This is a genomic window from Blastopirellula marina (genome assembly GCF_002967715.1).
Classification (GTDB): domain Bacteria; phylum Planctomycetota; class Planctomycetia; order Pirellulales; family Pirellulaceae; genus Bremerella; species Bremerella marina_B.
In genome coordinates this window covers 119,969-142,247 of sequence record NZ_PUIA01000085.1, presented here as the reverse complement: position 1 = coordinate 142,247, position 22,279 = coordinate 119,969, and the positions used below count along the sequence as shown (strand labels likewise).

Genomic DNA, 22,279 nt, shown 5'->3' with positions numbered 1-22,279 from the left:
GTCGCGATATGTCAATATTAATTTCCGAGGTGATTAAGATGGGGGCAAAACCGAAGAAATGACGGTTGGGATGCTGATCGAGCTGGAGGGTATGCCAGGTCGAGTTTCAGCCTGAATAGCAGAGATTACTACGGGCCGCTAGCGTTACTTGGCAATCATGCCACCGGCGTGTCGACGAACTTGAGCTGGCTCTTCCGCCAGCTTGGGCTGGGCAAGGCCGTGGTTCTGCAGACAGGTAGCAAATAGTGGGTAGGTGGCATTCAGGATGGTACACAGATAAACGGACAGATCCTTCGGCGATATCACCGATGCCCCCATGTTGTAGTGCTGACGAAAAGCACTGGCAAAGGTCGAATCAGGATGGGCATGCATGAAGCGGAAAAGCTGCTCGGCCGACTGGGCGTTGAGCGACTCGAGTTGATAGGTGGTGCGGGCTTCATATTCCAGCTTCCACAATTTGTATTTCTGCTGGTCGGCCAGATTCAGCGAATAAGTCTTCCAGTTCGAGATAACACTTGTCTGGGGATCAATCTGGAATGTCTGGAAGCCGGGGTTGTTGCCAAAGATGGGACTGACCGCTGGGGCAATCTTGTGCAGCAGTACCGGCTTGCCGTCGAGCCGATCAATACGGAAGTCGTCCATGTGCGTGTGTCCAGTGAACGAGATGTGCAGGACATCGCGATACTCGTCAATCAGTTTCAGGTAACGCTGCATGAACTCAGGCTGCCACATCTCGGCTGCCAGGCTGTGGCCGCTATCCTTCTCTTCGATGTAGCTATCGAGTCCCGGTGGGACATGCATCAGAAACCAGACCCGCTTCTGCTGCTTGCGGGCCAGTTCCAACTCAGAAGTCAACCAATCCATAAGGGCATGCCCCGGCTTGGTGCCGGGATTATGACACTGGCAGCAGTTCTGATCTTTCGGATCGAAATAGGACGAGCAGTAGCTGCCGGACCAATAGACCGAGTTCAGCACGAGCAAACGATCGGCGGCCAGTCCAGGCAGTTCGGCGCGGTAAGCCCCTAGCGATCGGAACGATTGGCCAAACGCATCGGCATCGATCGTGCTGCCCAGCATCGGCTGCCAGTGGTCAGCGAATTGGTGAAGAAACATGCCATCGGGCTGGATCCAATAATCGCCGCAGAACGAGTCGTCGTTGCCGAGCGTTGCCAGAACAGGCACGTCAGGAAACTGTTTACGGATTTCGTTCGTGACGACTTCAATCGCTCTCATGGTGAACTGGCGATAGGCGGCGGGGTCGTCCGCAATCGACTTGCCGGCGACCTTTTCGTAGCGCTCTTGCCACTGGTGTGCGAGGAAGTCGCCAGGGTAAAGAATGAATAGCGGTTTAGGCGTATGCGCCTTCGCCGCGCTTATCGCCGAGACCATCAGTAGGTAGTTCGAGTCGTTGCCAGTGGCTCCCAGCGTTTGATTATAGGTTTTAAGAAGTTCCGGCCAACGACTGGCTGGGGCATCGGCAAGGACCTTGAATGTCGGTTGGGTGAGAGTCGTGAATGGATCAAAGTGAATATCGGAAATCACCAGGAACTCGGCCGCTTTCGCCACGGTGGCGAAGCATGCCACCCACCAGCAGACCAGTAGAAATACGAATCGACGGTTTTCGCTTCTCATGCGCTCGGCTTCGTCCATTACAAGTCTAAGAGATTCGCTCTTCGCCTGGGGCAAGATATCTCTCGCCTGGAGTAGAAGATACACTATAGAGACCACCTTCCTCCAATGGTCCTACCGATTTCAAAGCTTGTTATGCGCGTTTTCATTCTTTCGCTGGTTCTCTGCATCGATAGTTTGCTTCTGGGAACGACTCAGCTGGATGCCGCTGAGTGGCATGTCAATTCGCCTACGGGAAGCGACGCGAACGCTGGTTCGTTGGATGCCCCGCTACAGACATTGCAGGCCGCGATCAATAAGGCCGTGGAAGGAGACGTGATTCACCTGCATCCCCAAGGAGCCGTCTACCGGCAAGCGGGACATTTTCGGGCGAAGTCAGGCATTACGATAGAAGGAAACGGCGTTACGCTCGATGGGGCCGATCCGTTGCCCGATACCGGCTGGGAACTCGTCGAGGAGGGACTCTACCGCCGCAAGCTTCCGCGCACGCCGCTGGATCGTCACTTGTTGATCTTCGACGGACGGATGGAACGCATGGGGCGAACGCAAAGTTCCAACTCGCCCGAGTTCCCGCCGGTCGCTCAGTTGAAGGCCAATCAGTTCTGCTTCGAGAACATCGATGAAAAGACCGGCTGGCTGTACGTTCGGGGCGATGTATCGAAGCTTCAGTGGTCGACCCGTGTAAACGGAATCGCCACGAGTGGAGTTTGTGAACGACTGGTGATCCGTAATCTGCGTGCCCGCAACTTTTTGAACGACGGCTTCAACGTGCATGGAGACTGCCGACAACTGGTGTTTGAAACGATCGAGGGGTTCGATTGCTTCGACGAAGGATTCTCGGCTCATGAATCAGCAGAGTGCTCGATTGCTAGTGGCAAGTTTTATGGCAACGAGAACGGCATCGCCGATGTGAATCAGGCCGAGACCATTTATCGTAACTGCGAGTTCTACGGGAACGTGAACGTCGATGTGCTGCTGATTGGCAGAAAGCACAGCCTGGTTGATTGTCAGATCATCAACGGGACAACCGCATCGGCTCTGGTGGCTGGGCCCAGGGCAGGGGATGAGTCGTTTTCGCTGAACCTCGAGCGGGTATCGATCGAGACCAGGGACAAACAATTGCCAGCACGTGTGCGAATCGATGGGGGTGTCGTCACCATTCACGACTGCCGCTATGAGAATGTCGAATTCAACGCAGCCGGAGCCAAGGTTCAGGGTGATGTCCCCATGGCGAAAGCCCCCTAGATCAAAGTACGTCTGGGCAACGAGTTTTCTTGCAACCTGGGTGAAAAGCGGCTATTTTTTAGTCGAACCTACCCACAGTCTAGTCTCCCTCCCACCAAAGGAAGTTCCCTCATGAAACGTATGTTGTTGTCGATTGCTGCCTTGTTGTTGATTCAACAGGCCATCTTTGCCGAAGGCAAGCAGCTGAAGGATGTCCCGTATGGCGAACACCCTCGGCAAGTGCTCGACTTCTACCAGGCCGAATCCGATTCGCCGACGCCGGTTGTCTTCTACATTCACGGCGGTGGATGGCAAGGGGGCGACAAGAAGACCAATCCCAAGGCCTTTCTGGATAACGGTATCTCGGTGGTTGCTATCAATTACCGCTACGTGAAACAAGCCGTCGAAGAGGGTGTAACGCCTCCGGTCAAAGCCCCTCTGGAAGATGCCGCACGTGCTTTGCAATTTGTCCGCTCGAAAGCGGGAGAATGGAACCTCGACAAAGAACGAATCGGTGCTACCGGTGGTTCGGCTGGCGCATGTTCTTCGCTGTGGCTGGCCTTTCATGATGACATGGCCGATCCCAAGAGCGACGATCCGATTGCCCGCGAATCGACCCGCCTGTTCTGCGCTGCGGTCAATGGTGCCCAGGTTTCGCTCGATCCCAAGCAGCTACGCGAGTGGATGCCCAACTATCGCTACGGTGCCCACGCGTTTGGTCTGCCCAATCTGGACGTGGTGATGGAGAAACGCGAAGAAGTAATGCCGTGGATCAAGGAATACTCGCCATACTCGCTCGTCAGCAAAGACGATCCACCGATCGCCCTGTTCTACGGTGGCGAAGTTCCTAAACTGGGTTCCTCCCCCAAAGATCCAACCCACTCCGGTGTGATGGGTTTGACCTTGGCTGAAAAGCTGAAAGAGGTGGGCGTCGATGTCTACTTGAAGGTCCCAGGCGTGGAGAAGCCTGAGTATAACAGCTCGACGGAATACCTGATCGCGAAGCTAAAGAAGTAGTTTTCGCTTGACTGATAATCAAAACAAGAAAAGCCTCGCACATGCTGCGAGGCTTTTTTCATGTAAGTGGAGAAGAACGATGGGCTAATCACGTTCCGGCCACAGGGTTTCTTCCTCGGGAAGCGTCACGATCGGCCAGCCGCTAGGGAAGATGCGAACGATTCGTCCGGGCCGGTAGCCTTCCAAGAGCAGCGAAGGCTGAACGCGTACCTGAATGCCGCTACTGCCGGGCCGCTTCTCGACCTGCTCGACCGAAAGAATCGGTCCCCCTTTTTTGTCGTTCACCTGGTCGTAGATTTGCAGCGTTGGTTCCGATACGCATACCTGGGCAGTCGTGTTTGGCTTAAAGTCTTCCAGGAGCGTCGGATCGATCCCGCCAAAGAACGTTACGGTCAAGATGCGGTTCTGGTTGTCGACGGCATCGATGATACCTGCGATTCCGCGGTCTTTCTGGTGCAGCAGGTGCTGGGCACGCTGCTGGGCAGTAGCGATCTGGCGGCTCTCTTCGTCGAGCCACAATTCAGTACAACGGCCAACGCCGTAAAGCGTTGCCCAGGTCAAGTTGAACAAAACGTTCTGTCCTGGCTGGATGTCTTCGAGGGTGGCGAATTGCTTGCCGAGGTACACCCGCGTGGCTGGCGTCAGATCAACTTCAATGGCAGTGGGTTTTTCCTCCCCTTCGGCCTGGCTGACCAGATACAGCTTCATCTCTTTGAGGTCAACGCGGTCGACCTGCCACAGCTGATTCTTTTGTTGGTAGTAGGTGAAGTCATCGACCAGGCGAAATGCCTTGGTGAAGTCGGACTCGATGCTCTTGCGGTTGTAGAAGAGAGACTTCGTCTCTTCCCCTTCGTCCTTGATGTACCACAAACCGTGAAGATGCGTGCCGATGGGGATATCCTTCAAGGCCGCTGGTGCACCGTGATACGCGAGCGATCCGTATGGCAGCAGGCGAAAGTCAACCGGCAGGTCCCAGTGGCTGCGGCGCTGCTTGTCGGTGCGCGAGACGCGGATCATTCCTTTGCGGTGGATATGATCTTTGCTGACCAGTTCGCCGGTGTAGTAATGGGCCGATCCCTCAGGAGGGAACTGACCTGGTACGGTTTGATACCACGGAAGTTTCTCGTCTTCGCTGGCGTCGGTACGGAACGTTTCTTCCGCCGCGATGGGCGCTGCGAAACACGTCGCAAGAAGCAGTAGCCAGGTGAAATGAATTCGCACCGCTTGTTACCCCAATAGTTCTGTCATCACACGGTGGCTGTCGCCGAACTGGTCGACCTTGACGTCCATTCGCTGCATCATCGTCAGCAGCAGGTTGCTCAAGTGGGCGTCGCTATCGACGGGACGCGAGCAGACGTGATAGTGCTTCTGTGCTTCGGTCATGTTGTACTGGCCGAGAGTCGGCAAGTTGAAGTCGACATGGGTACCGTGCTTAAAGCCCATCGACGCACCGCCAGCGAGCACCATCGGCAGGTTCGCATTGCCATGGCTATGACCATAGGCCATGCCACTACCCAGCAGGACCATCGTCCGGTCGAGCAGCGTCTCGTTGTCTTCCTGGTACGACTTCAGACGGTTCAGGAAGTACGAGAACTGCTGAACCAGGAAGGTATCGGTTTCGGTGAGGCGACGCAGTTGTTCTGGATCGCCATTGTGGTGCGAGAGTTCGTGCCGTGACTGGGCGACCCCGATTTCAGGAATCGCCAGGCCGTTGCTTTCACTACCGCTCATGCAGGTAATGACGCGAGTCATGTCGGTGCGTAGTGCGAGCACCATCAAGTCGTAGATCGTCCGGTACAGATCGCCGGCTTCCGTGTTGGGGATGTCGCGAGTCAGCTTGGCCTTGGTTTCGGCGGCGACCTCTGGCTTGGGAACTTCCAGCCAGTCGTAGCTGCGCTGGGTGCGAAGTTCGACGTCGCGAACCGCGTGAAGGTACTCGTCGAGCTTGTTACGATCTTCCGTTCCAATCTTGCCGCGGAAATCGTTGGCATCTTCCAGGATGGCATCGAGCACACTGCCGCGGCGATTGAGTTTTGCCTTGGCGACTTCCAGTCCACCCTTTTCGACGCCAAAGAGACGATCGAAGATCGCTTTTGGGCGACGTTCGGCTGGCAGCGGAATGCCATCCTTCGACCAGGCTAACGTGCCGCCGGTGATTGCCAGTTCGAGCGAAGGGAATCGCGTATGCTGCGAAGTCACGTCGGCCATCATCTGGTCGGCCGAGACGCTATTGCGGAAGGCACCCCCTTCTTGGCTGATCTTGGCGGAAGTGAGCCAGATCTTGTCGCACTCGTGAGCCTGGCCGATCCCGTTGGGATGATAGAGACCGCTGATGGGTGTGATCTGCTGACGATGCTCCTCGAGCGATTTCATCGGCCCGCTTAGCTCGTAATCTGCTCCGGCTTTCTGAATTTGCCAGGTGAGCGTGTTGACGCCGTTGGGTACGTAAATGAAGACGGCGCGTTTCGGTTTGCCTTGTCCCTGCTCGGCAGCGACCTTCTCGTCGGCCATCAGGCGACCAGGATCCATGCATTGCAGAAGGGGTAACGCCATACTGGCACCCATGCCACGGAGCACGTGTCGGCGGTTGATCATCCATCGTCGTGAGTTGAAGTTGGCCATGGGTTATCGTCTTTGAAAGAGGTCAGACAAAACAAACGTTTCCACTAAGTCGCGCACGCGGTACTCGTCGGCACGGCTTTGGACCGCGATGGCTTCGAGATCTTCCCGATCGTCGATGGTCATCGTGCGGCGGAGGGAATACGTAGCAAGCTTTTTGATGAACGTGTGGTTGAAGTCGTCGACATTGGCCAGCAGCAGTTGGCGGAACTGTTGGGGGCCAGCGAACTCGCGGCCATCTGGTAGCACACCGCTGGGATCGACTTTCGGATTGGCACCGGTGCCGGAGGGAACCACTTCTTCGGTTCGCCACTGGCCGATTGCGTTGAAGTTGTCGAAGGCCAGACCGAGTGGATCGATCTTACGATGACAGGCCGCACAGTTAGGATCGTGCTTGTGGGCCTCCAACTTCATACGGATGGTCGCCTTGGGGGAATCGACCGGGTTGGGTTCGATCGGATCGACATTGGCCGGTGGTGGAGGAGGGGACTTGCCGAAGATCGATTCCATCACCCACACGCCACGATGAACCGGGCGGTGACGTGTTCCGTCGGATGTCAGCGAAAGAATCGCGGCCTGAGTCAGCAGACCACCGCGGTGATCTGCTTCAGCCAGAGGCACACGCTGAAATTTATCCTGATCGATCCCGTCCATGTTGTAGTGCATCGCCAAACGCGGATTCACCATAGTCCAGTCGGAATCGAGGAATTCGCGCAGGCTCAGGTTCTGATCCAGCACTTCCTGAAAGAAGGCTGTCGTCTCGCCACGCATGCTGCGTTCGAGATGCGGATCGTACTCGGGATAAAGATTTTGATCAGGCGGGAACATCCCCAGCTTATGCATCTGCAGCCACTGCCGAGGGAACTCGACACTGAACTTGGCTGCACGCGGATCGGCCAACATGCGATCCAACTGCTGCTTCAGAATCGCTTTGTCTTGAAGCTTGCCTTCGTGAGCCAACGCGATGAGTTCTTCATCCGGCATGGTGCTCCACAGCATGTACGACAGGCGATTGGCGATCTCGAAATCGTTCAGGCTATCGGTTGGCTGCGCGGAGTCTCCTTCCACCAGGAACAGGAAGTCCTTGGAGCACATCACCGCCAGCATGGCCGTTTTTACGGCTGCTTTCGCGCTGGCACCAGATTCGATCTGCTGGGAGGCGATAGCAACGTAGCGATGTGTTTCCCTCTCTGAGACGGGGCGACGGAAGGCATCTTCGCAGAATCGCGTCAGGCACTGGCGAACCTGGTCCAGGTTCCCTTCTTCGGTAGGCATATACCGGGCCCGCTTGGCTTGGACCTCGTCGGTGATGATCGGGCCTTCCCATTCGATCCAGTCGATGATCAAGAACGGATAGAGAGGTACGCCTTCTTCGTCGGTCAGTTTGATCTGCCAGGGAATACGACCTTGCTTGAGACTGAAAAAGGGAATCGCGCCCGAGCGGCCCGATCGCGGCAGGTTGGATGGTCCAGGGACATCGTTGGTCACGTCGAACGTGGTTGTGCCGGGCGGTAGATGGCAGGTGAACTCGACGATCGTTGGTTTATCTTCCGGGGCGAGGATGTCTTGCTCGAACAACAGGCGGTCGATCTTTTCCGCATAGAAGGTCAGGTGAGGGGCTCGGCCGCCAGGCGGTTTCATACCGCTGACCTGAATACGGACTTTGAAGTAGCCGCCATTCTTTACCATATCGTTGCCGGGACCAGGGCGGCCACCTCGCAGTTGATGGCCTGGCCACATGTCGACACGGACTTTATCCGCTAGTCCTTGTTCTTCCAGTTGTTGCCGCTGCTCGCTGCTGGGGCCTCCCTGCAGGTCGAGGGCGACCTTACGGACGACCGACTTTTCGATTGGCTTATCGGGGTAGGCCTCGTCCAGAATGGCTTCCGCGGCAGCGTAGTACTTTTCAACATGAGAAGCGGAAAGAGAGAGCACCGAACCGATGCGATCGAAGCCGTGATACTCGGCATCTTCGTTCAGCCCGCCCGGATCGGCGACACCGAAACGCACACCGAGCAGGTCCTCGACCGTGTTGGCATATTCAACGCGGGTCAAGCGATGGAACGAAACAGGCTGTCGCTTGGCCATGCGAGCCGAGCGGCCTTCTTCGATACGGGCCGCCAGCCATTCGACGACCACGGCTCCTTGTTCGGCCGTGGGGCGATTCGGTTCGTCTTCAGGGGGCATCTCGCCGTTGTTGATCTTCTCGATCACTTCCAGCCAGCGATTGACCGAATTGGCGGCACCGACATCTTCCGACAGGGTATCAACGCGAAAGTCCCCTTCTTGCGATTCAGGTCCATGGCAATGCACGCAATGCTTTTGCATGAATGGACCGATCTCTTCCGAAAACGGCCGATGGGCAGGCTCAGCAACAACGAGCGTAGGTAACCACAAACCAATAATCAAAGTCCAGGCTGTGGTATGAGCTAGCTGTCGAATCATTATCACTCGGCAGATGAGGTCAGAAGGAAGGACAAGCGGCAGGGGCCTACTATGGGTGGGATGCTTTATGTTAGATCGGATCTGATGGATAGGTCAATCGAAAAAGATGCCTTCAAGCGGTTTTTGCCTATACGGTCTACACTTATGCGCAGCAGCGGAAATTTGACGCGGTCGTGCGGAATGGTCAGAATATGGCTCACCTACTTTGAACATGCTTTCGAGCGTGTCCTTCCCCTGGAATTCCTCTTCTAAAACTCACACGGAGCTTGCCATGACGTTGGTCAATCGTCGAACCTTCCTGCAATCGACCGCCGCAGGAGCGGGACTCATTCTTACCGGAACTGCCGCATCTGGGGCCGTACAAGGTGCCAATGATCGCGTGCGTATCGCGGTCGCCGGGCTGAATGGTCGTGGTAAGAGTCACATCGATGGCTGGTTCGGCCAAGACAATGTCGAAATCGCCTACCTCATCGATCCCGATGAAAAGGTTTTGGCCAAAACCGTGAAGGCCGTTCAGGAGCGAGCCAACGGCAAGTTTAAAGTGAAAGGGGTTCGCGACGTTCGGGAAGCACTCGACGATCCGAATCTTGATGCCATTTCGGTAGCAACGCCGAATCATTGGCACTCGCTCATCACGATCTGGGCGGCCCAGGCTGGCAAGCATGTTTATGTTGAAAAGCCAATGAGCCACGACGTGGTCGAAGGTCGTGTCGCTGTCGAAGCCCAGAAGAAATATGGTGTCGTTATTCAGCACGGCACGCAGCGTCGTAGCGACGCGGGTATCGCCGGTCTGCACGAGGCCATCCAGGCCGGTAAGTGGGGCAAGCTGAAGGTCTCGTACGGTTACTGTTGCAAGCCGCGCGGTGGCATTGGATTCGACAAAGTATCGTCTCCACCAGAAAACCTGGATTGGAACCTGTGGCGCGGACCCGCTGTGATTGACGAGTTCCATGCCAACTACCACCCTTACGACTGGCACTGGTTCTGGAAGACCGGCAACGGCGACCTGAACAATCAGGGAACGCATCAACTGGACGTGGCTCGTTGGGCGATCGATAAAGATCAAACGCATCCCGTTCGTGCGATGGCGCTGGGGGGCCGGTTCCAGTGGGGCGACCAAGGCGAAACCCCCAATACGATGTTCGCCATGGCCGAGTATCCCAACGGCCAGTACGTCTTCTTCAACGTTCGCAACGTGAACTACAAGGGATACGAACACCAGGTCGAGAACGAATACTACTTTGAAGACGGCGGACGGATCGTACGTGGCATGTATTATCCCAAGGGAAGTGACAAGGGGGAAAAGGTCAAGGTCGATCGCGGAGACGTGACCCCAGGCGGCAACTGGGGAAGCTTCATCACAGCCGTTCGTGCCAACGACCCGAGCATGGCCAACGGCAACGTGCACGATGCCCACTATGCGTGTGTGCTGGGGCACTTGATGAATAACTCGTATCGCCTGGGCGAACAGGTTCCGTTCAACGCCAAGGCAGGTAAGTTCGGTGACAACAAAGACGCTGCCGAACACTTCGGTCGACTGCACGACATCATGGAGAAAGGTGTCGGCGTCAAAGATAGCGAGAAGTACACCGTTGGTCCGATGCTGACCTTCGATCCTGGAACCGAACAGCACACCGGCGACCATGCCGAAGCAGCAAACACGCTGCTTAAGGATCCAAATCGCAAGGGGTTTGAGATCCCCGATGCCGCGAAAGTATAAGTCGGTTGAGATTTCACGACAATTTAAAGAACGCGAAACGCCGAAGGTTTACTTCGGCGTTTCTTCTTGTATGCTGCGGTCTTTCCCCACCTCCAGAGGCCTCTTCATGAATCGCTACCCCGCTCGCCTGATCTGTTTCGTTTTGACGCTCTTGTGTCTCTTTCCGTGCTTGCTTTCGGCCGACGACATACCAGGCGTTGACGTGCTTATCGCGGACTTCGAGGGGGACTCGTACGGCGACTGGAAAGCGGAAGGTGAGGCATTCGGCACGCGGCCAGCCGCCGGGGCGCTCGGTGGTCAGATGGATGTCAGTGGCTACCAAGGAAAGCAACTCGTCAACACGTTTCTTGGTGGTGATCGCAGTACCGGCACGCTGACCTCGCCAACGATCGAAATCAAGCAGCCGTACTTCCACTTTCTCATCGGTGGCGGAGGGTACGAAGGTGAGACATGCATGAACCTTCTGGTCGATGGGGAAGTCGTGCGTACGGCGACCGGCCCCAACCGCAAGTCAGGTGGTAGCGAGCAACTGACACGAGTGTTTTGGGAAGTGCAGGATCTGGTCGGCAAGCAAGGCATCTTACAGATCGTCGATCAGCGTACCGGCGGCTGGGGACACATCAATGTCGACGATATCCATGTCAGCAGTCAAAGCCAGGGCATCCCGGCCAGTGAGCTTTCGAAGGGGCCGAATCTCCAGACGTTTCCGTCCTATGAAGAAGTGGGCTACGATCAGACCTATCGACCGCAGTTTCATTTCACCTCGCTGAAGCATTGGCTCAACGATCCTAATGGAATGGTGTTTCTGGATGGCGAGTATCATCTGTTCTTTCAGCATAACCCGGTCTTGAATGCCTGGGGGAATATGACCTGGGGGCACGCCGTCAGTAAAGACATGGTGCACTGGAAACAACTGCCACACGCGATTCTTCCGTATGGAGAAGGAACGATCTTTTCCGGCACGGCTGTGGTCGATCACAACAATAGCCTGGGTGTACAACAAGGGGACACCAAGACGCTGGCGGCCGCGTTCACGTTTGCCCGGCATCCGTTTTACCAGGCACTCGCCTACAGCACCGATCGCGGTCGGACGTTTCAGCTTTGGAACGATGGCAAGCCGATCGTGGCAAACCAAGGATACGACGCCGGTGAACGAGACCCAAAGATTTTCTGGCACGAGGCGACAAAGAAGTGGGTGATGGTGCTGTGGGTCAAGCAGGCAAAGCCAGGGCGGGTTCTCTTTTTCAATTCCGACGACCTGAAGACATGGAAGGAAGTCAGTCAATTCGATCGCGACTGGGTCTTTGAATGCATGGACCTGGTGCAACTGCCGGTCGATGGTGATCCCAACAATAAGAAATGGGTTCTGTACGATGCGAGCTTCGAATACGAAGTCGGCGAATTCGACGGCAAGGAGCTTACGACAGACAAGGTGGTTCATCGCGGCGACTATGGCCCGAACTTCTATGCCGCCCAGACCTTCAACAACAGCCCCGACAACCGGACGGTGATCATCGGTTGGATGCGGGGAGAGAACACACCGTTTCGCCGCGCGGACATGCCGTTTCATCAGCAGATGAGTGTTCCCCAGACCATGCAGTTGCGGACGACGCCAGGCGGGATGGAACTGTTCCGTTGGCCGGTTGTTGAAATTGAAAGCTTGTACGAAGAAGGCATCAAGCTTGCGAAGACGGACATTACGACAGCTAGTGAAAAGCTCAGTGATTTCAGGGCCGAGCTCATCGACTTCAGCGTAGCCTTTGAAGCCAGCGCCGATACCGAGTTGCGAATAGATCTGCGTGGTCAAACGATCACGTATTCAGAGGGTGCTATCCACTACCAGAACCACCAGGTACCAGCACCCACGGTCGATGGCGTGGTGAAGCTACGCGTGCTGGTCGATCGGGCGTCTCTGGAACTCTTTACCAACGAAGGGCAGTATGTGGCTACGTTCAATGCGGACATCGATCCCCAAAATACGACGGTAGCCCTAAAATCCTCGGGCAAGGTAACCGTTCGCTCGCTTGAGGTGCATCGCTTGAAATCATCCTGGTAGCATCGATTCCATCGCGGAAAAATTCTCGCACAAAATCGTTGACCTTTAAAAGTGTTGATCGTACACTAAGGGTGTCGGGCAGCTTTAAGTCTGGCACTTCTTTTCTTTGAAGGAACTACATCATGTTGGGGATCAGCTACATCAAGGCCCCGCCGTCGACGCATGTCATGCTCTTTCGTGGTGGGAAGCCGGTGTGTGAAGGGGCTGGGCTATCGTTTTTCTACTTTTCACCCAATGCCACGCTGGTGCAGATTCCGCTGGCAAGTACCGACGTGCCGTTCGTGTTCAACGAAGTGACGTCCGACTTTCAGGATGCGACCATTCAGGGAGAGTTAACGCTCCGGGTCAACAGCCCGGGAAAGTTGGCCTCAATCCTCGATTTCAGCACCGATGCTTGGGGAAGGTATCGCTCGGAAGATCCCTCGAAGCTGAACGATCGACTCATTCACACAACGCAGACGTTAGCTCGGGCGTTTACGCTCAAGAAGACCCTTCGCCAGTTGCTGACCAGCAGTGATGAACTGGTCGAGCAGGTCTTCGCTCAACTGGCCGATTCCCCGGCCGTTGCCATGCTGGGGGTCGAGGTGATCAATCTTTCGGTATTGTCGATCAAAGCAACGCCTGAGATGGCCAAAGCACTTCAAGCCGAGGCGCGAGAAAAGCTGCTTTTGGAAGCGGATGAAGCGATCTATGCTCGTCGCAATACGGCCGTTGAACTGGAACGCCAGATCAAGGAGAACGAACTGAACACCGAGATCGCCGTGCAGCAGAAGCAGCGGCAAGTTCGGGAAACGAAACTGGCCGCCGACATCGCGATCGAGCAGGAACGGGCCACGTTGGTCGATCGTGCGATCGAGAATCAGCGGAAAGAGTCGCAGGCCAAAGCCGATGCCCTCAAAGCGATTCTCGAGCCGATCAAAGACATCGACTGGCGAACCTTGCTGGCCGCTTCGCCTGGCGGGATCGATGCGAACCAAATGATTGCGTTGGCGTTTCGCGACCTGGCCGACAATGCCGAAAAGGTCGGCAATTTGAACATCTCGCCGGAACTGCTCGCAACGCTGCTCGGGGATTCGGGAAGTAACGGTGACCGCCCTAGACAACAGCGACGTCGCAACGCGTAGGAGGGCATCTGATGGGACTCGGTTCAAATTGGATCGTGCTGGTCACACGCAATACGCGAATGGAAGGCCTCAAGAAGCGGTGGGGAACCGTCAATCAGGCCGACTTTCTGTTGGACGCGGCAGTCGATCATGAAGTCGAGCGGCGGCGAAAGTCTCGGGCCAAGAAAGGGTTGTCGATCAATGACGCAGATTTGGATGCCATGGTCGTTTCAGCCAGTGCCTTGACAGACCGCGGCGCTTACGAAGAAGAGGACCAACGCTACCAGACCGCGGTCCGTAGTGTCATGCGGGACCTTTCAGGACTCGGTTTCCCAGTTCGAGAGATCGATCGCTCGTACCTGGCGAACTTCGACTTCGGCCGCTGCATGGCGGTGGTGGTGCTGGGGCAAGATGGTTTGGTGGCCAACGCGGCCAAGTACGTGGGAGACTTACCGGTTATTGGGGTGAACCCCGATCCCGATCAATACGACGGCGTGTTATTGCCGTTTCAGATTGGTGAAGCCAGGGCAGCGGTGCAGCGGGTGCTGAAGCAGCGGCACCGAGTCGATAAGGTCACCTTGGCCGAGGTCAACACGATTAGCGGACAGCAGATGCTGGCCTTCAACGACTTCTTTATTGGTTGCAAGTCGCATGCTTCGGCCCGGTATACGCTTGATATCCAGCATTCTCGCGAAGCCCAGTCTTCCAGCGGCGTGTTGATTTCGACCGGGGCCGGGGCGACCGGTTGGATGTCGTCGATCTTCAACATGGCCGCTGGCGTGAGCCGGTTTGCTGGTGGCAGCGAGATTCGGCCTCTCACCATCGACCGGAAAGATCGCCAGCTGATGTGGGCTGTACGCGAGCCGTTTGTCAGTCGCCATTCCAGTGCCGAGCACGTTATGGGAATCCTTAACGACGAAGACGAACTGGTCATCGGATCTCAGATGCCGACTGAAGGAGTGATCTTCTCCGATGGGATCGAAGACGATTACATCGAATTCAATAGCGGTAACATTGCGACGTTCACCGTGTCTCCGCAGCAAGCACGACTGGTGGTGGGTTAAACAAAAAAAGAGCCTGCCGTGTTAGGCACACGACAGGCTCTGGATTGGTTTGCGAAGAGTAATCGCTTCGATTACTTGTCTTGGAAGAGCTTGTTCTTCGCGTCCCCGCCTGACAAAACGAAGGCAGCCAGATCATAGATCTCTTCTTCGGTCAGCCAGTTCAGCATCCCGCCTGGCATGATGGTCGTAGCGGTATTGGAACGCTCTTCGATGTCATCCTTCAAAATCGTGACCGGCTTGTCAGGATGCTCGGGATCAGTGATCAACACCAGTTGATCCGGCCGATCCGCAATTGTCATCCCGGAAATTACCTTGCCATCGATCGTCAGGATCGTTTGCATTCGGTATTTCTCGTCGATGTTCTTGGCAGGATCAGCGATTGATTCCAGGATGTGCTCGGCGGTGGCCTTCTTTTCACCCAGACGGGTAAGGTCGGGACCGAAGTTGCCTCCCTTTTCATTAATCTGGTGACATTGGGCACAGCCAAGACGGTTGAAGTAAACCTGACCGACGACGAAGTTTCGCTTGCTGGCAGCAACCTTCTTCGGATCGAGGTCTTCGTACTTCCATTGTTTGACGAACTTAGGAACCCAACTGTCCCCAGTGGCTTCGATCGGCTTGCGCCCATCTTCTAGCGGGAACTTGGCCATCAGGTCGTTGACGTGCCAGAAGGTGGCGTCGCCGCGGTCGATAGCTCGGATCTTGGCAACCTGCGATGCCGTAATCGGCTTGGCACGGTTCGACCACGAGTTACGAACGTAGGTCAGCACCGCCGCAACTTCCTCGTCGTTCAACAACTGACGGAAGCCGGTCATCGGCGGTAGTGGAGGACTGCTATAAGTCTTCCCCTTTACCTCGATAGTGCCGTGCATCCCGTCCAGAACCATTGAAATCAAACGATCTTCCGACCCGGTCGCCCAAAGGGTGCCATCGATCGGTGGATAGAGATTCGGCATGCCTTGGCCGTGTGGCTGGTGGCAAGTCGCACAGTGACTTTCGCGGAGGAAGATTTCTTTGCCCATCGCCATGACTTTCGGATCGGCGGCAACGGGAATGCTCTTACGCAGGTCCACGAGCTTGCGATTGAGCGAGCCACTGTCTTTAGCCGTGCTCTTGGCCACCAGAGCTTCCCCAAGATCAAGTACCTTGGCGTACTGCTTCGATTGACGCTCGACCGGAGTCGCCTCGTTGGCTTGCGTCAAAAGAGTCGCCAGAATAGTCGCTTGAGCTTCAGGCGATAGTTTCTCGGCGACAGCACCAGGCGGCAGGCTGGTCAACGCATTGAGACCGGCCGTCGATAGATCTTCCGATTGCGTTAGCTTCGCGAAGTCGGCAATCTTTTCATCCTGGTGACCTGGCCAGGCCGTAACGGCAGCAATCGCAACCGCTCGCAAATCGGCTTGTCCGGCCGAACGCAGAGCGGAGGTTGGAATGGCCTGCTTCTTGATGCCAGGACCTTCCCACATCACGCGAAGGCCGTCACCGCCACCGTTGTCGAAGTAGGTCACGACGATCTCGTGAGGGCCAGCGGTCAGGGTAGCGTTGCCGCCCCGTTCGACCATGCCGTGCAGCCCGTCGTTATTGATCAGAAGGCTTCCGTTGAGGTACACACGGGAACCATCGTCAGAGGCGATGTAAAACTTATAGTCGCCAGCGACAGGTGCGATGATCGAAGCCGTTTGCTTGGTGGCAAACGTATCTTGTCGCCCCTTGGGAACGTACTTGTTGAAGTTATCCATCCGGCCAGAGAACTTCGGTTTGCTCGCGTTGAGCGTTTCGATCGCCACGTCTTTGGCGGGGTTGGGTTCGTAGTAATCGAACGCAACCGCGGGCCCATCGCCGGCGATGGAACCACTTTCCGGTCGCAAGGAAGCCGGCAACTCAAACATGAGAGGGCGGATCTTGGCGTACAGCGGGGCAGCTTCAGCCGACTTACTGATCGAGCGAGCACTTTGCAGCAGATCAGCCATCAAGGCTGGGGACTGCGAGGCATGTGCCCAGGCAGCTTCGGCCCCGCCGCTTTGAATCCAGCTGGTATAAACGGCACGACGCACGACCGCTGACTGGGTCGTCGAGGCCAGCTTCTCCAGCAGGTCTTGCGATTTGGCGAGATCGGCCTGGCTCGCTTTCGGAAGCATGTTCGCCAGATCGTTCAAGCTCGGCAGGTTCTTGCTTTCCGCAGTCGAAACCCATGCAATCAGTTCGCCCATCGGGGAACGATTGTTCTTAGTAGCCAGAACGGAAATGGCTTCCTCGCGATACTTAGGCTGGATACCACCACGGCTAAGAATCGCCGCGTAAACTTCGTCGGTACGATCCAGCTTCAGCAGGAGATCGGAACTGGCCTTCTCTAAGGCATAGGTTGTTGCCGCAGGCGAGAGCTTGCGACCCGAACGAATCGACTCGGCGATCATCTGATCGACGTCGATCTGGCTTTGGGCATATTGCAGCAGACGCGTCAGTTCCGGATCCATCTCTTGCGAGGCAGCCAGGAAGACGGTTTCGGCAGCGGCAGGGCCTGTGAACTCGACAGCCGACTTGATGGCCTCGGCACGAACCAGCGGCGAAGGATCGCTCGCGGCAGCCACAAGCGTTGGCTCCCAGCCATCAACCGAATCGGCCCAATGGCCAAGCGTACGGATGGCAGCCGCACGAACACGAGGTTCGCCAGCCTGGAAGACAGTTTTGACCAGGTCGATACTTGGCATGCGGTGTTCTTCGAGCACCCACAAGCACTCAAGCATTGCCTGGGCGTCGGCTGGGTTGTTGATATCTTTGGCAGCAACGAACTTTTCGATCGCGGCCTGAACTTCTTCAGAATCGCGACCGCTTAGTTCAATACGTGCACGGTAACGAGTCGCGTTCTCCTTCGCATAGAAGGCGGACAGGACTTCAACGAGCGGCTTGTCCTTCAGGCGAACTGGTTCGATCAGTGGGCGGTTCTTCGCGGTGACGCGGAAGATACGTCCGTGCTGATGATCGCGGTTGGGGTCACGCATGTTGTGCTGCATATGACCGATCAAGGCATTGGCCCAGTCGGCAACGTACAACGCACCGTCGGCACCGATCTCCACGTCGCTCGGACGAAAGTTGGGGTCGGAGGACACAAGGATCGGATCGACTTCGGTCGCACGGATGTCGGAACCGTTGTACTGGATCTCGTGATTCAAGACGCCCAGAAAACCGATGCAGTTGCAAATCAGGAAGTTGCCCTGCATCTCTTCTGGGAAGTGGCTGCTGGCCAATAGGCCTGTGGCGGCAACGGGACGAACGCGTTTGTCGAACCATTGCTTGTTGCCGACACCTTTGCCGATATCGACATACGAGCCGGTACCGGACGTACCATCATTAGCGAACTGGTAACCCCATTGATCGAAGACATCGCCGTGTGGATTCGGGCCGATGGGGTAATGGAATTCCATCTCGAACGTTCGCGGATTGAAACGATGCACGCCAGTTTGTGTGGAGCGATACGTCTTGGTTGGCGTCTCCATGGTGGCCACGTTGAAGACACCACGCGACCAGTAAATCCAGCCATCCGGGCCGAGCACCATGGCGTTGGCCGAGTGGTGCGAGTCGGCACTGGACAGACCTTGCAGGAGGCGGATTTTTACGTCGGCTTTCAAGTCGCCGTCGGTATCTTTCAGGAACCACAATTCTGGCAGCGAAGCGACAATCATACCGCCGCCCCAGAATTCGAAACCGGTGACGCTGTTCAATTCGTCAGCGAAGATCACGCAGCGGTCGGCCACGCCGTCGCCGTTGTCGTCCGGCAGACAGACAATGCGATCCAGACGCGGTTCGGTGGGGTTCCAGTGAGGGTAGCTCGGCCAGACCGAAGCGTACAAGTGACCATTCGGATCGACGGCCATCTGAACCGGGTTGATCAGTTCGGGGAACATCTCTTCGGAAGCAAAGACATTCGCTTGAAGGTCTTTGTGCATTTCCAGTTTCTTCAGGCCTTCTTCGGCGGTACGGTACGAAAAACCACCATCGGACAGGTCGCCATCGCGGTTCGATTTAACGACCAGTTCTTCGGGAAGATTGTCGTCTTTGACTTCCAGGTCACCACCCTGGGCAACCGCCCACACGCGCTGATCGCGATTGGCCGTCATGACGTCGAAGATTTCCATCTCGCGGAGCATGACGTCGGCGTTGGATTGGCCAAACCAGGCCAGCTTCGAGCGACCACCGAACACGTTGTAACCGTCCACCACGCGATAGCGGCTGAACCAGTAGTAGTTCTTGTCGAGGATTACGTCGCGCAGCTTGGCGATTTCTTCTGAGCCTGCATCGGGTAGGGGCTTGCCAAATAGTTGTCCGTAGATGACGCCAGCGATCGCTTGGTTGCCGTGATCCAACAGGTGAATGCCGTTCATCGTGAGCGGTTTCTCGGCGTCGGCATACAGCTTTTGCGATGGGGTAAAGAGATCGACGAACAAGACGTCCTTGGCCTGGCACACTTCGGCCATAGCCTCGGTGTAAAGCTTCAGGTTCGGGTTGTTCTTCGAACCGTCAGGCAGGTGACGGCTGTAGAGGTTCTCGTGGGCAATAGGCGAGAATATCACGATCTTAGGAGCCGATTTGCCGTTGTACTTCTGGGCACGCATCCCATCGATCACTTCGGCCAGATCCTTTTTGAACCCGTCGACAGCTTGGGGACCTTTGAGGGCTTCGTTGTAACCGAAGAACGCGAAGACGACGTCTGTCTTGTTCTTGGCGAGCCACTCGTCTGGCGTGCCGAAGTTGTCTTCCCGCGGTCGAACTTTCAGCTCGTCGCCGGGAAAGGCCAGGTTGCGAAACGTCAAATTCAACTCGGGATGAGTCGCATGGATATACGTTTCCAGCCAGGCGTGGTGTTGCATGCGATCGGCGGTTGTATTGCCGATGATGGAGATGTGATCTCCTTTTTCAAGCTGCAACGTCTGAGCATACCCTTGCCCCGACCAACACAGGCCAAGACAAACAACAAGCGAGAGGATTGTTTTACGCATGGGATCCTAAATACCGAAGGCTTTGTATACGGTTTCGGGGGTGGGACGAGTTTAGGTGGGACCACGTGAGAAGCGCGAGTTCATACTAACTATAGCGTCTGAGCAAGGCTAGGTCTTACGTGAATTCGTATATTTATATTTTTGAAATTATTGGGGAGTAAGCGAAACAAGTGAAATAACTATTGAAAGTTACTTCCAGCTTCAAACGCTTCGCGAATCTCGTCGGCCGAAAGGATGCGGCTGAACAGGGCAATTTCGTCGATGCGTCCTCGCAGGTCTCGGCTGTAGGTGACCTGGCCTGCGCGATTGGTGTGTCCCCAGGCTCCAATCGAGCTAGGGCCGTAGCGGATGGGGATCGAGGTCGTCCATTGCTTTCGATCGACTTCTTCCCCGTTGATGTAATACACCGACTCTTGGGACTTGGCATCCATTTGAGCGGCGACGTGGGTCCAATGATTTTGAGGAAGCGTTTGCTTGCTTGTCAGGTCGTACTGACCCGAGAGCCCCATCCGCAGCGAACCTCCCCGCGTCAAGTTCCAGTGATGCTGGCCAGGCGAATAGTCAACCGAGTTGAATACCGTCTGAAGTGCAAAGTCGTAGCGATTGATCTGTACCCAACCCATGATGGTGATCTGGTCGTACGTGCCAGGGATATTCAACTCGACGCGATCGCCGGTATTCTCGAAAAGCATCGCTCCTTTTTCAGGCCAACGTCCAGTCGCCCAGATGCCACTGGTAAGTTGGCCATTGTCGACAATGCCGGTGGTGGCTCGATTGACAACTTCCGCGCTCTTGCGCGAGTCGGTCTCGAAATCGAAATAGAAGAGCGCTGCTGGGTCTTGGCGAAGCTGCAAGCTGTGATCGAGCCAGCGCTTATAGCCGATCGACATGCTGGTCGCGAACGCTCCGTCATCCGGGGTAATCGTGCGCCGCTTGGTGTGATTGTCCCAGGCAAGTGCCGAGTTCTCGGTCAGAAGTTCCGGGGGCAAATTCTTCTCGTGCAGTCGCACTTCACCCGCAAAAACGTGGAGCTCCTGGTTTTGCTGGTCGTCTACGACAACGCCAAATTCGGTGCCCAGGTCTTCGACAACCATTGTCGAGGTTTCGATCACAAACCCGTGCCCTGACTCCGGCACGATGGCACGAGCTCGACCGTGATCGAGTTGCATACGCATTGGATCGATGATAGAGAAACGAGCAGGACTCTCAAGTGAAACCGCTACTCCGTTCTGGAAAGTCAGCGTGACTTCCCCTTCGCTCAAATGGTATTCGCCTTGATGGAACTCGCTGCCGCTAGGGGCGAAACCAGGCTCGAATTTCTGATTGTGTCCGACATCGAGCAGGGCGATCGCGGTGGCCACTTCCGGCGTAGCTGGCGGCGATTGCTGATTGGCAATCGGCTCTTGGGTTTGCTGAGGAGTCGCCGGCCAATTGAGGTAACCCAGCACGCCGAACAGTAGAAGCGTCGCCGCGATCGCGAGTATCCATTTCGGCCAGGCATCACCTAGCCCAGTCGGAGCCGTGATCGATGGCGAGGAGGTTTCTTCACCGCTCGATTCAAATCGCAACTCCGCATCGATGAATGCGGCAACGCGAAACCGGCTGCGTACGCTTGGGTCTTCCTGCAAAGCGCGAACGAGTGTTGACTGCTCGGCATCTGACAAAGATTGGGGATCGAGGAAGTATCTCTCGATCAATTCATCGGTAGGTGGGGACGGTTCGTTGCTCATGATGTTGTTCCCAGTTGCATCCGAACACAGTCGTGCAATTTTGTGCGTAGCCGCCCTAGGCGTTTATACAGGCTATTGGCCGTCTTTCCGGCCGCTTCCGCCATCTCTTTCACTGCTTCTTCACGTGTATAGGGAGCCAGTAACAGCTTTTGATGTTCCGCAGAGAACTTGCCCAGGCAGGCTCGAATGGCTGAACGTTGTTCTTGAGCAAATTCCGACGTCTCGTCTTTCGCTTCGATGGCGATCAGCGCGACAAGATCGTCATCTAAGAGCAACCGATCGCGGCTACAGCTACGGCGATACTTCAAGACCTCGAATCGCAACACCATGCGTGCCCAGGGGATGAATTCGTCGTCCGCCTGAAGCTGATCAATCTTTCTCCACATGACCAAGCTGGCTTCCTGCAGAACGTCGTCCACCGCGTTCCAGTCAGGGAGCGAGGCTCTGGCGATCGCTGCCAGTTCGCGCTCGTGTTTCAAAAATAAGGTGAGAAATCGATCTTTTTCCACGTTGGAACCCAACCTCGCGATACTGTTGCTCAACCTGATTACTCCCAGGATCGAGCTTACCTGCCGTAAATTCTGAGAAAAAAGGATGTTACGAAATTGCGCGGCAGGTTATTGGCAAATTGGGAGTATGATAGGCATACCTGCCATGATTTCCCATAAAATCTCACGC

The 22,279-nt window shown here is 55.9% G+C and carries 13 protein-coding genes; 6 read left to right on the top strand and 7 right to left on the bottom strand.

What is annotated here, in order from left to right:
* Window positions 1-144: 144 nt before the first annotated feature.
* Window positions 145-1,632 carry a metallophosphoesterase gene (locus C5Y96_RS25515; protein WP_158261427.1) on the bottom strand — a complete coding sequence of 496 codons (1,488 nt, stop codon included), beginning with the start codon at window positions 1,630-1,632 and terminating at the stop codon, window positions 145-147.
* 132 nt (window positions 1,633-1,764) lie between these two features.
* Here C5Y96_RS25515 and C5Y96_RS25510 point away from each other — a divergent pair, with 132 nt between their 5' ends.
* Window positions 1,765-2,874, top strand: coding sequence for a hypothetical protein (locus tag C5Y96_RS25510; RefSeq protein ID WP_146115809.1), 1,110 nt, complete (start codon window positions 1,765-1,767; stop codon window positions 2,872-2,874).
* A 111-nt stretch (window positions 2,875-2,985) separates the two neighbouring features.
* Window positions 2,986-3,870, top strand: a complete 885-nt coding sequence (locus C5Y96_RS25505) for an alpha/beta hydrolase (protein ID WP_105359304.1) — start codon at window positions 2,986-2,988, stop codon at window positions 3,868-3,870.
* A gap of 84 nt (window positions 3,871-3,954) precedes the next feature.
* Here the strand turns inward: C5Y96_RS25505 and C5Y96_RS25500 are convergent, their stop codons facing one another.
* Genes C5Y96_RS25500 through C5Y96_RS25490 form a run of 3 tightly spaced genes read right to left on the bottom strand, consistent with a single transcriptional unit; the run spans window position 3,955 to window position 8,934 of the window.
* The gene (locus tag C5Y96_RS25500) at window positions 3,955-5,091 is read right to left on the bottom strand and encodes a hypothetical protein (RefSeq protein WP_105359302.1); all 1,137 of its coding nucleotides are present in this window, start codon (window positions 5,089-5,091) and stop codon (window positions 3,955-3,957) included.
* A gap of 6 nt (window positions 5,092-5,097) precedes the next feature.
* Window positions 5,098-6,492, bottom strand: coding sequence for a DUF1552 domain-containing protein (locus C5Y96_RS25495; RefSeq protein WP_105359300.1), 1,395 nt, complete (start codon window positions 6,490-6,492; stop codon window positions 5,098-5,100).
* A 3-nt stretch (window positions 6,493-6,495) separates the two neighbouring features.
* Window positions 6,496-8,934 carry a DUF1592 domain-containing protein gene (locus C5Y96_RS25490; protein WP_105359298.1) on the bottom strand — a complete coding sequence of 813 codons (2,439 nt, stop codon included), beginning with the start codon at window positions 8,932-8,934 and terminating at the stop codon, window positions 6,496-6,498.
* A 271-nt stretch (window positions 8,935-9,205) separates the two neighbouring features.
* Between C5Y96_RS25490 and C5Y96_RS25480 the strand changes: the two genes are divergently transcribed.
* The 4 genes from C5Y96_RS25480 (at window position 9,206) to C5Y96_RS25465 (ending at window position 14,877) form a co-directional block, all read left to right on the top strand.
* Window positions 9,206-10,654: a Gfo/Idh/MocA family protein gene (locus C5Y96_RS25480; RefSeq protein ID WP_105359296.1), complete on the top strand. Its 1,449-nt coding sequence runs from the start codon at window positions 9,206-9,208 to the stop codon at window positions 10,652-10,654.
* Between the two features lie 106 nt (window positions 10,655-10,760).
* Window positions 10,761-12,710, top strand: coding sequence for a glycoside hydrolase family 32 protein (locus C5Y96_RS25475; RefSeq protein WP_158261426.1), 1,950 nt, complete (start codon window positions 10,761-10,763; stop codon window positions 12,708-12,710).
* Window positions 12,711-12,832: 122 nt separating this feature from the next.
* Window positions 12,833-13,834, top strand: coding sequence for an SPFH domain-containing protein (locus tag C5Y96_RS25470; RefSeq protein WP_105359294.1), 1,002 nt, complete (start codon window positions 12,833-12,835; stop codon window positions 13,832-13,834).
* An 11-nt stretch (window positions 13,835-13,845) separates the two neighbouring features.
* On the top strand, window positions 13,846-14,877 hold the full coding sequence (locus C5Y96_RS25465) for a hypothetical protein (protein ID WP_105359293.1): 1,032 nt from the start codon (window positions 13,846-13,848) through the stop codon (window positions 14,875-14,877).
* Between the two features lie 71 nt (window positions 14,878-14,948).
* Here C5Y96_RS25465 and C5Y96_RS25460 read toward each other — a convergent pair whose 3' ends face one another.
* The 3 genes from C5Y96_RS25460 to C5Y96_RS25450 all read right to left on the bottom strand — a co-directional run bounded on the left by C5Y96_RS25460 (window position 14,949) and on the right by C5Y96_RS25450 (window position 22,110).
* Complete coding sequence (locus C5Y96_RS25460; protein ID WP_105359292.1) at window positions 14,949-19,871, bottom strand: c-type cytochrome; 4,923 nt, start codon at window positions 19,869-19,871, stop codon at window positions 14,949-14,951.
* Window positions 19,872-20,050: 179 nt separating this feature from the next.
* Window positions 20,051-21,601 carry a LamG-like jellyroll fold domain-containing protein gene (locus C5Y96_RS25455; RefSeq protein WP_105359290.1) on the bottom strand — a complete coding sequence of 517 codons (1,551 nt, stop codon included), beginning with the start codon at window positions 21,599-21,601 and terminating at the stop codon, window positions 20,051-20,053.
* On the bottom strand, window positions 21,598-22,110 hold the full coding sequence (locus C5Y96_RS25450; RefSeq protein WP_158261425.1) for a sigma-70 family RNA polymerase sigma factor: 513 nt from the start codon (window positions 22,108-22,110) through the stop codon (window positions 21,598-21,600). Before C5Y96_RS25450 ends, C5Y96_RS25455 begins: the two co-directional genes overlap by 4 nt.
* Between the last annotated feature and the right edge of the window lie 169 nt (window positions 22,111-22,279).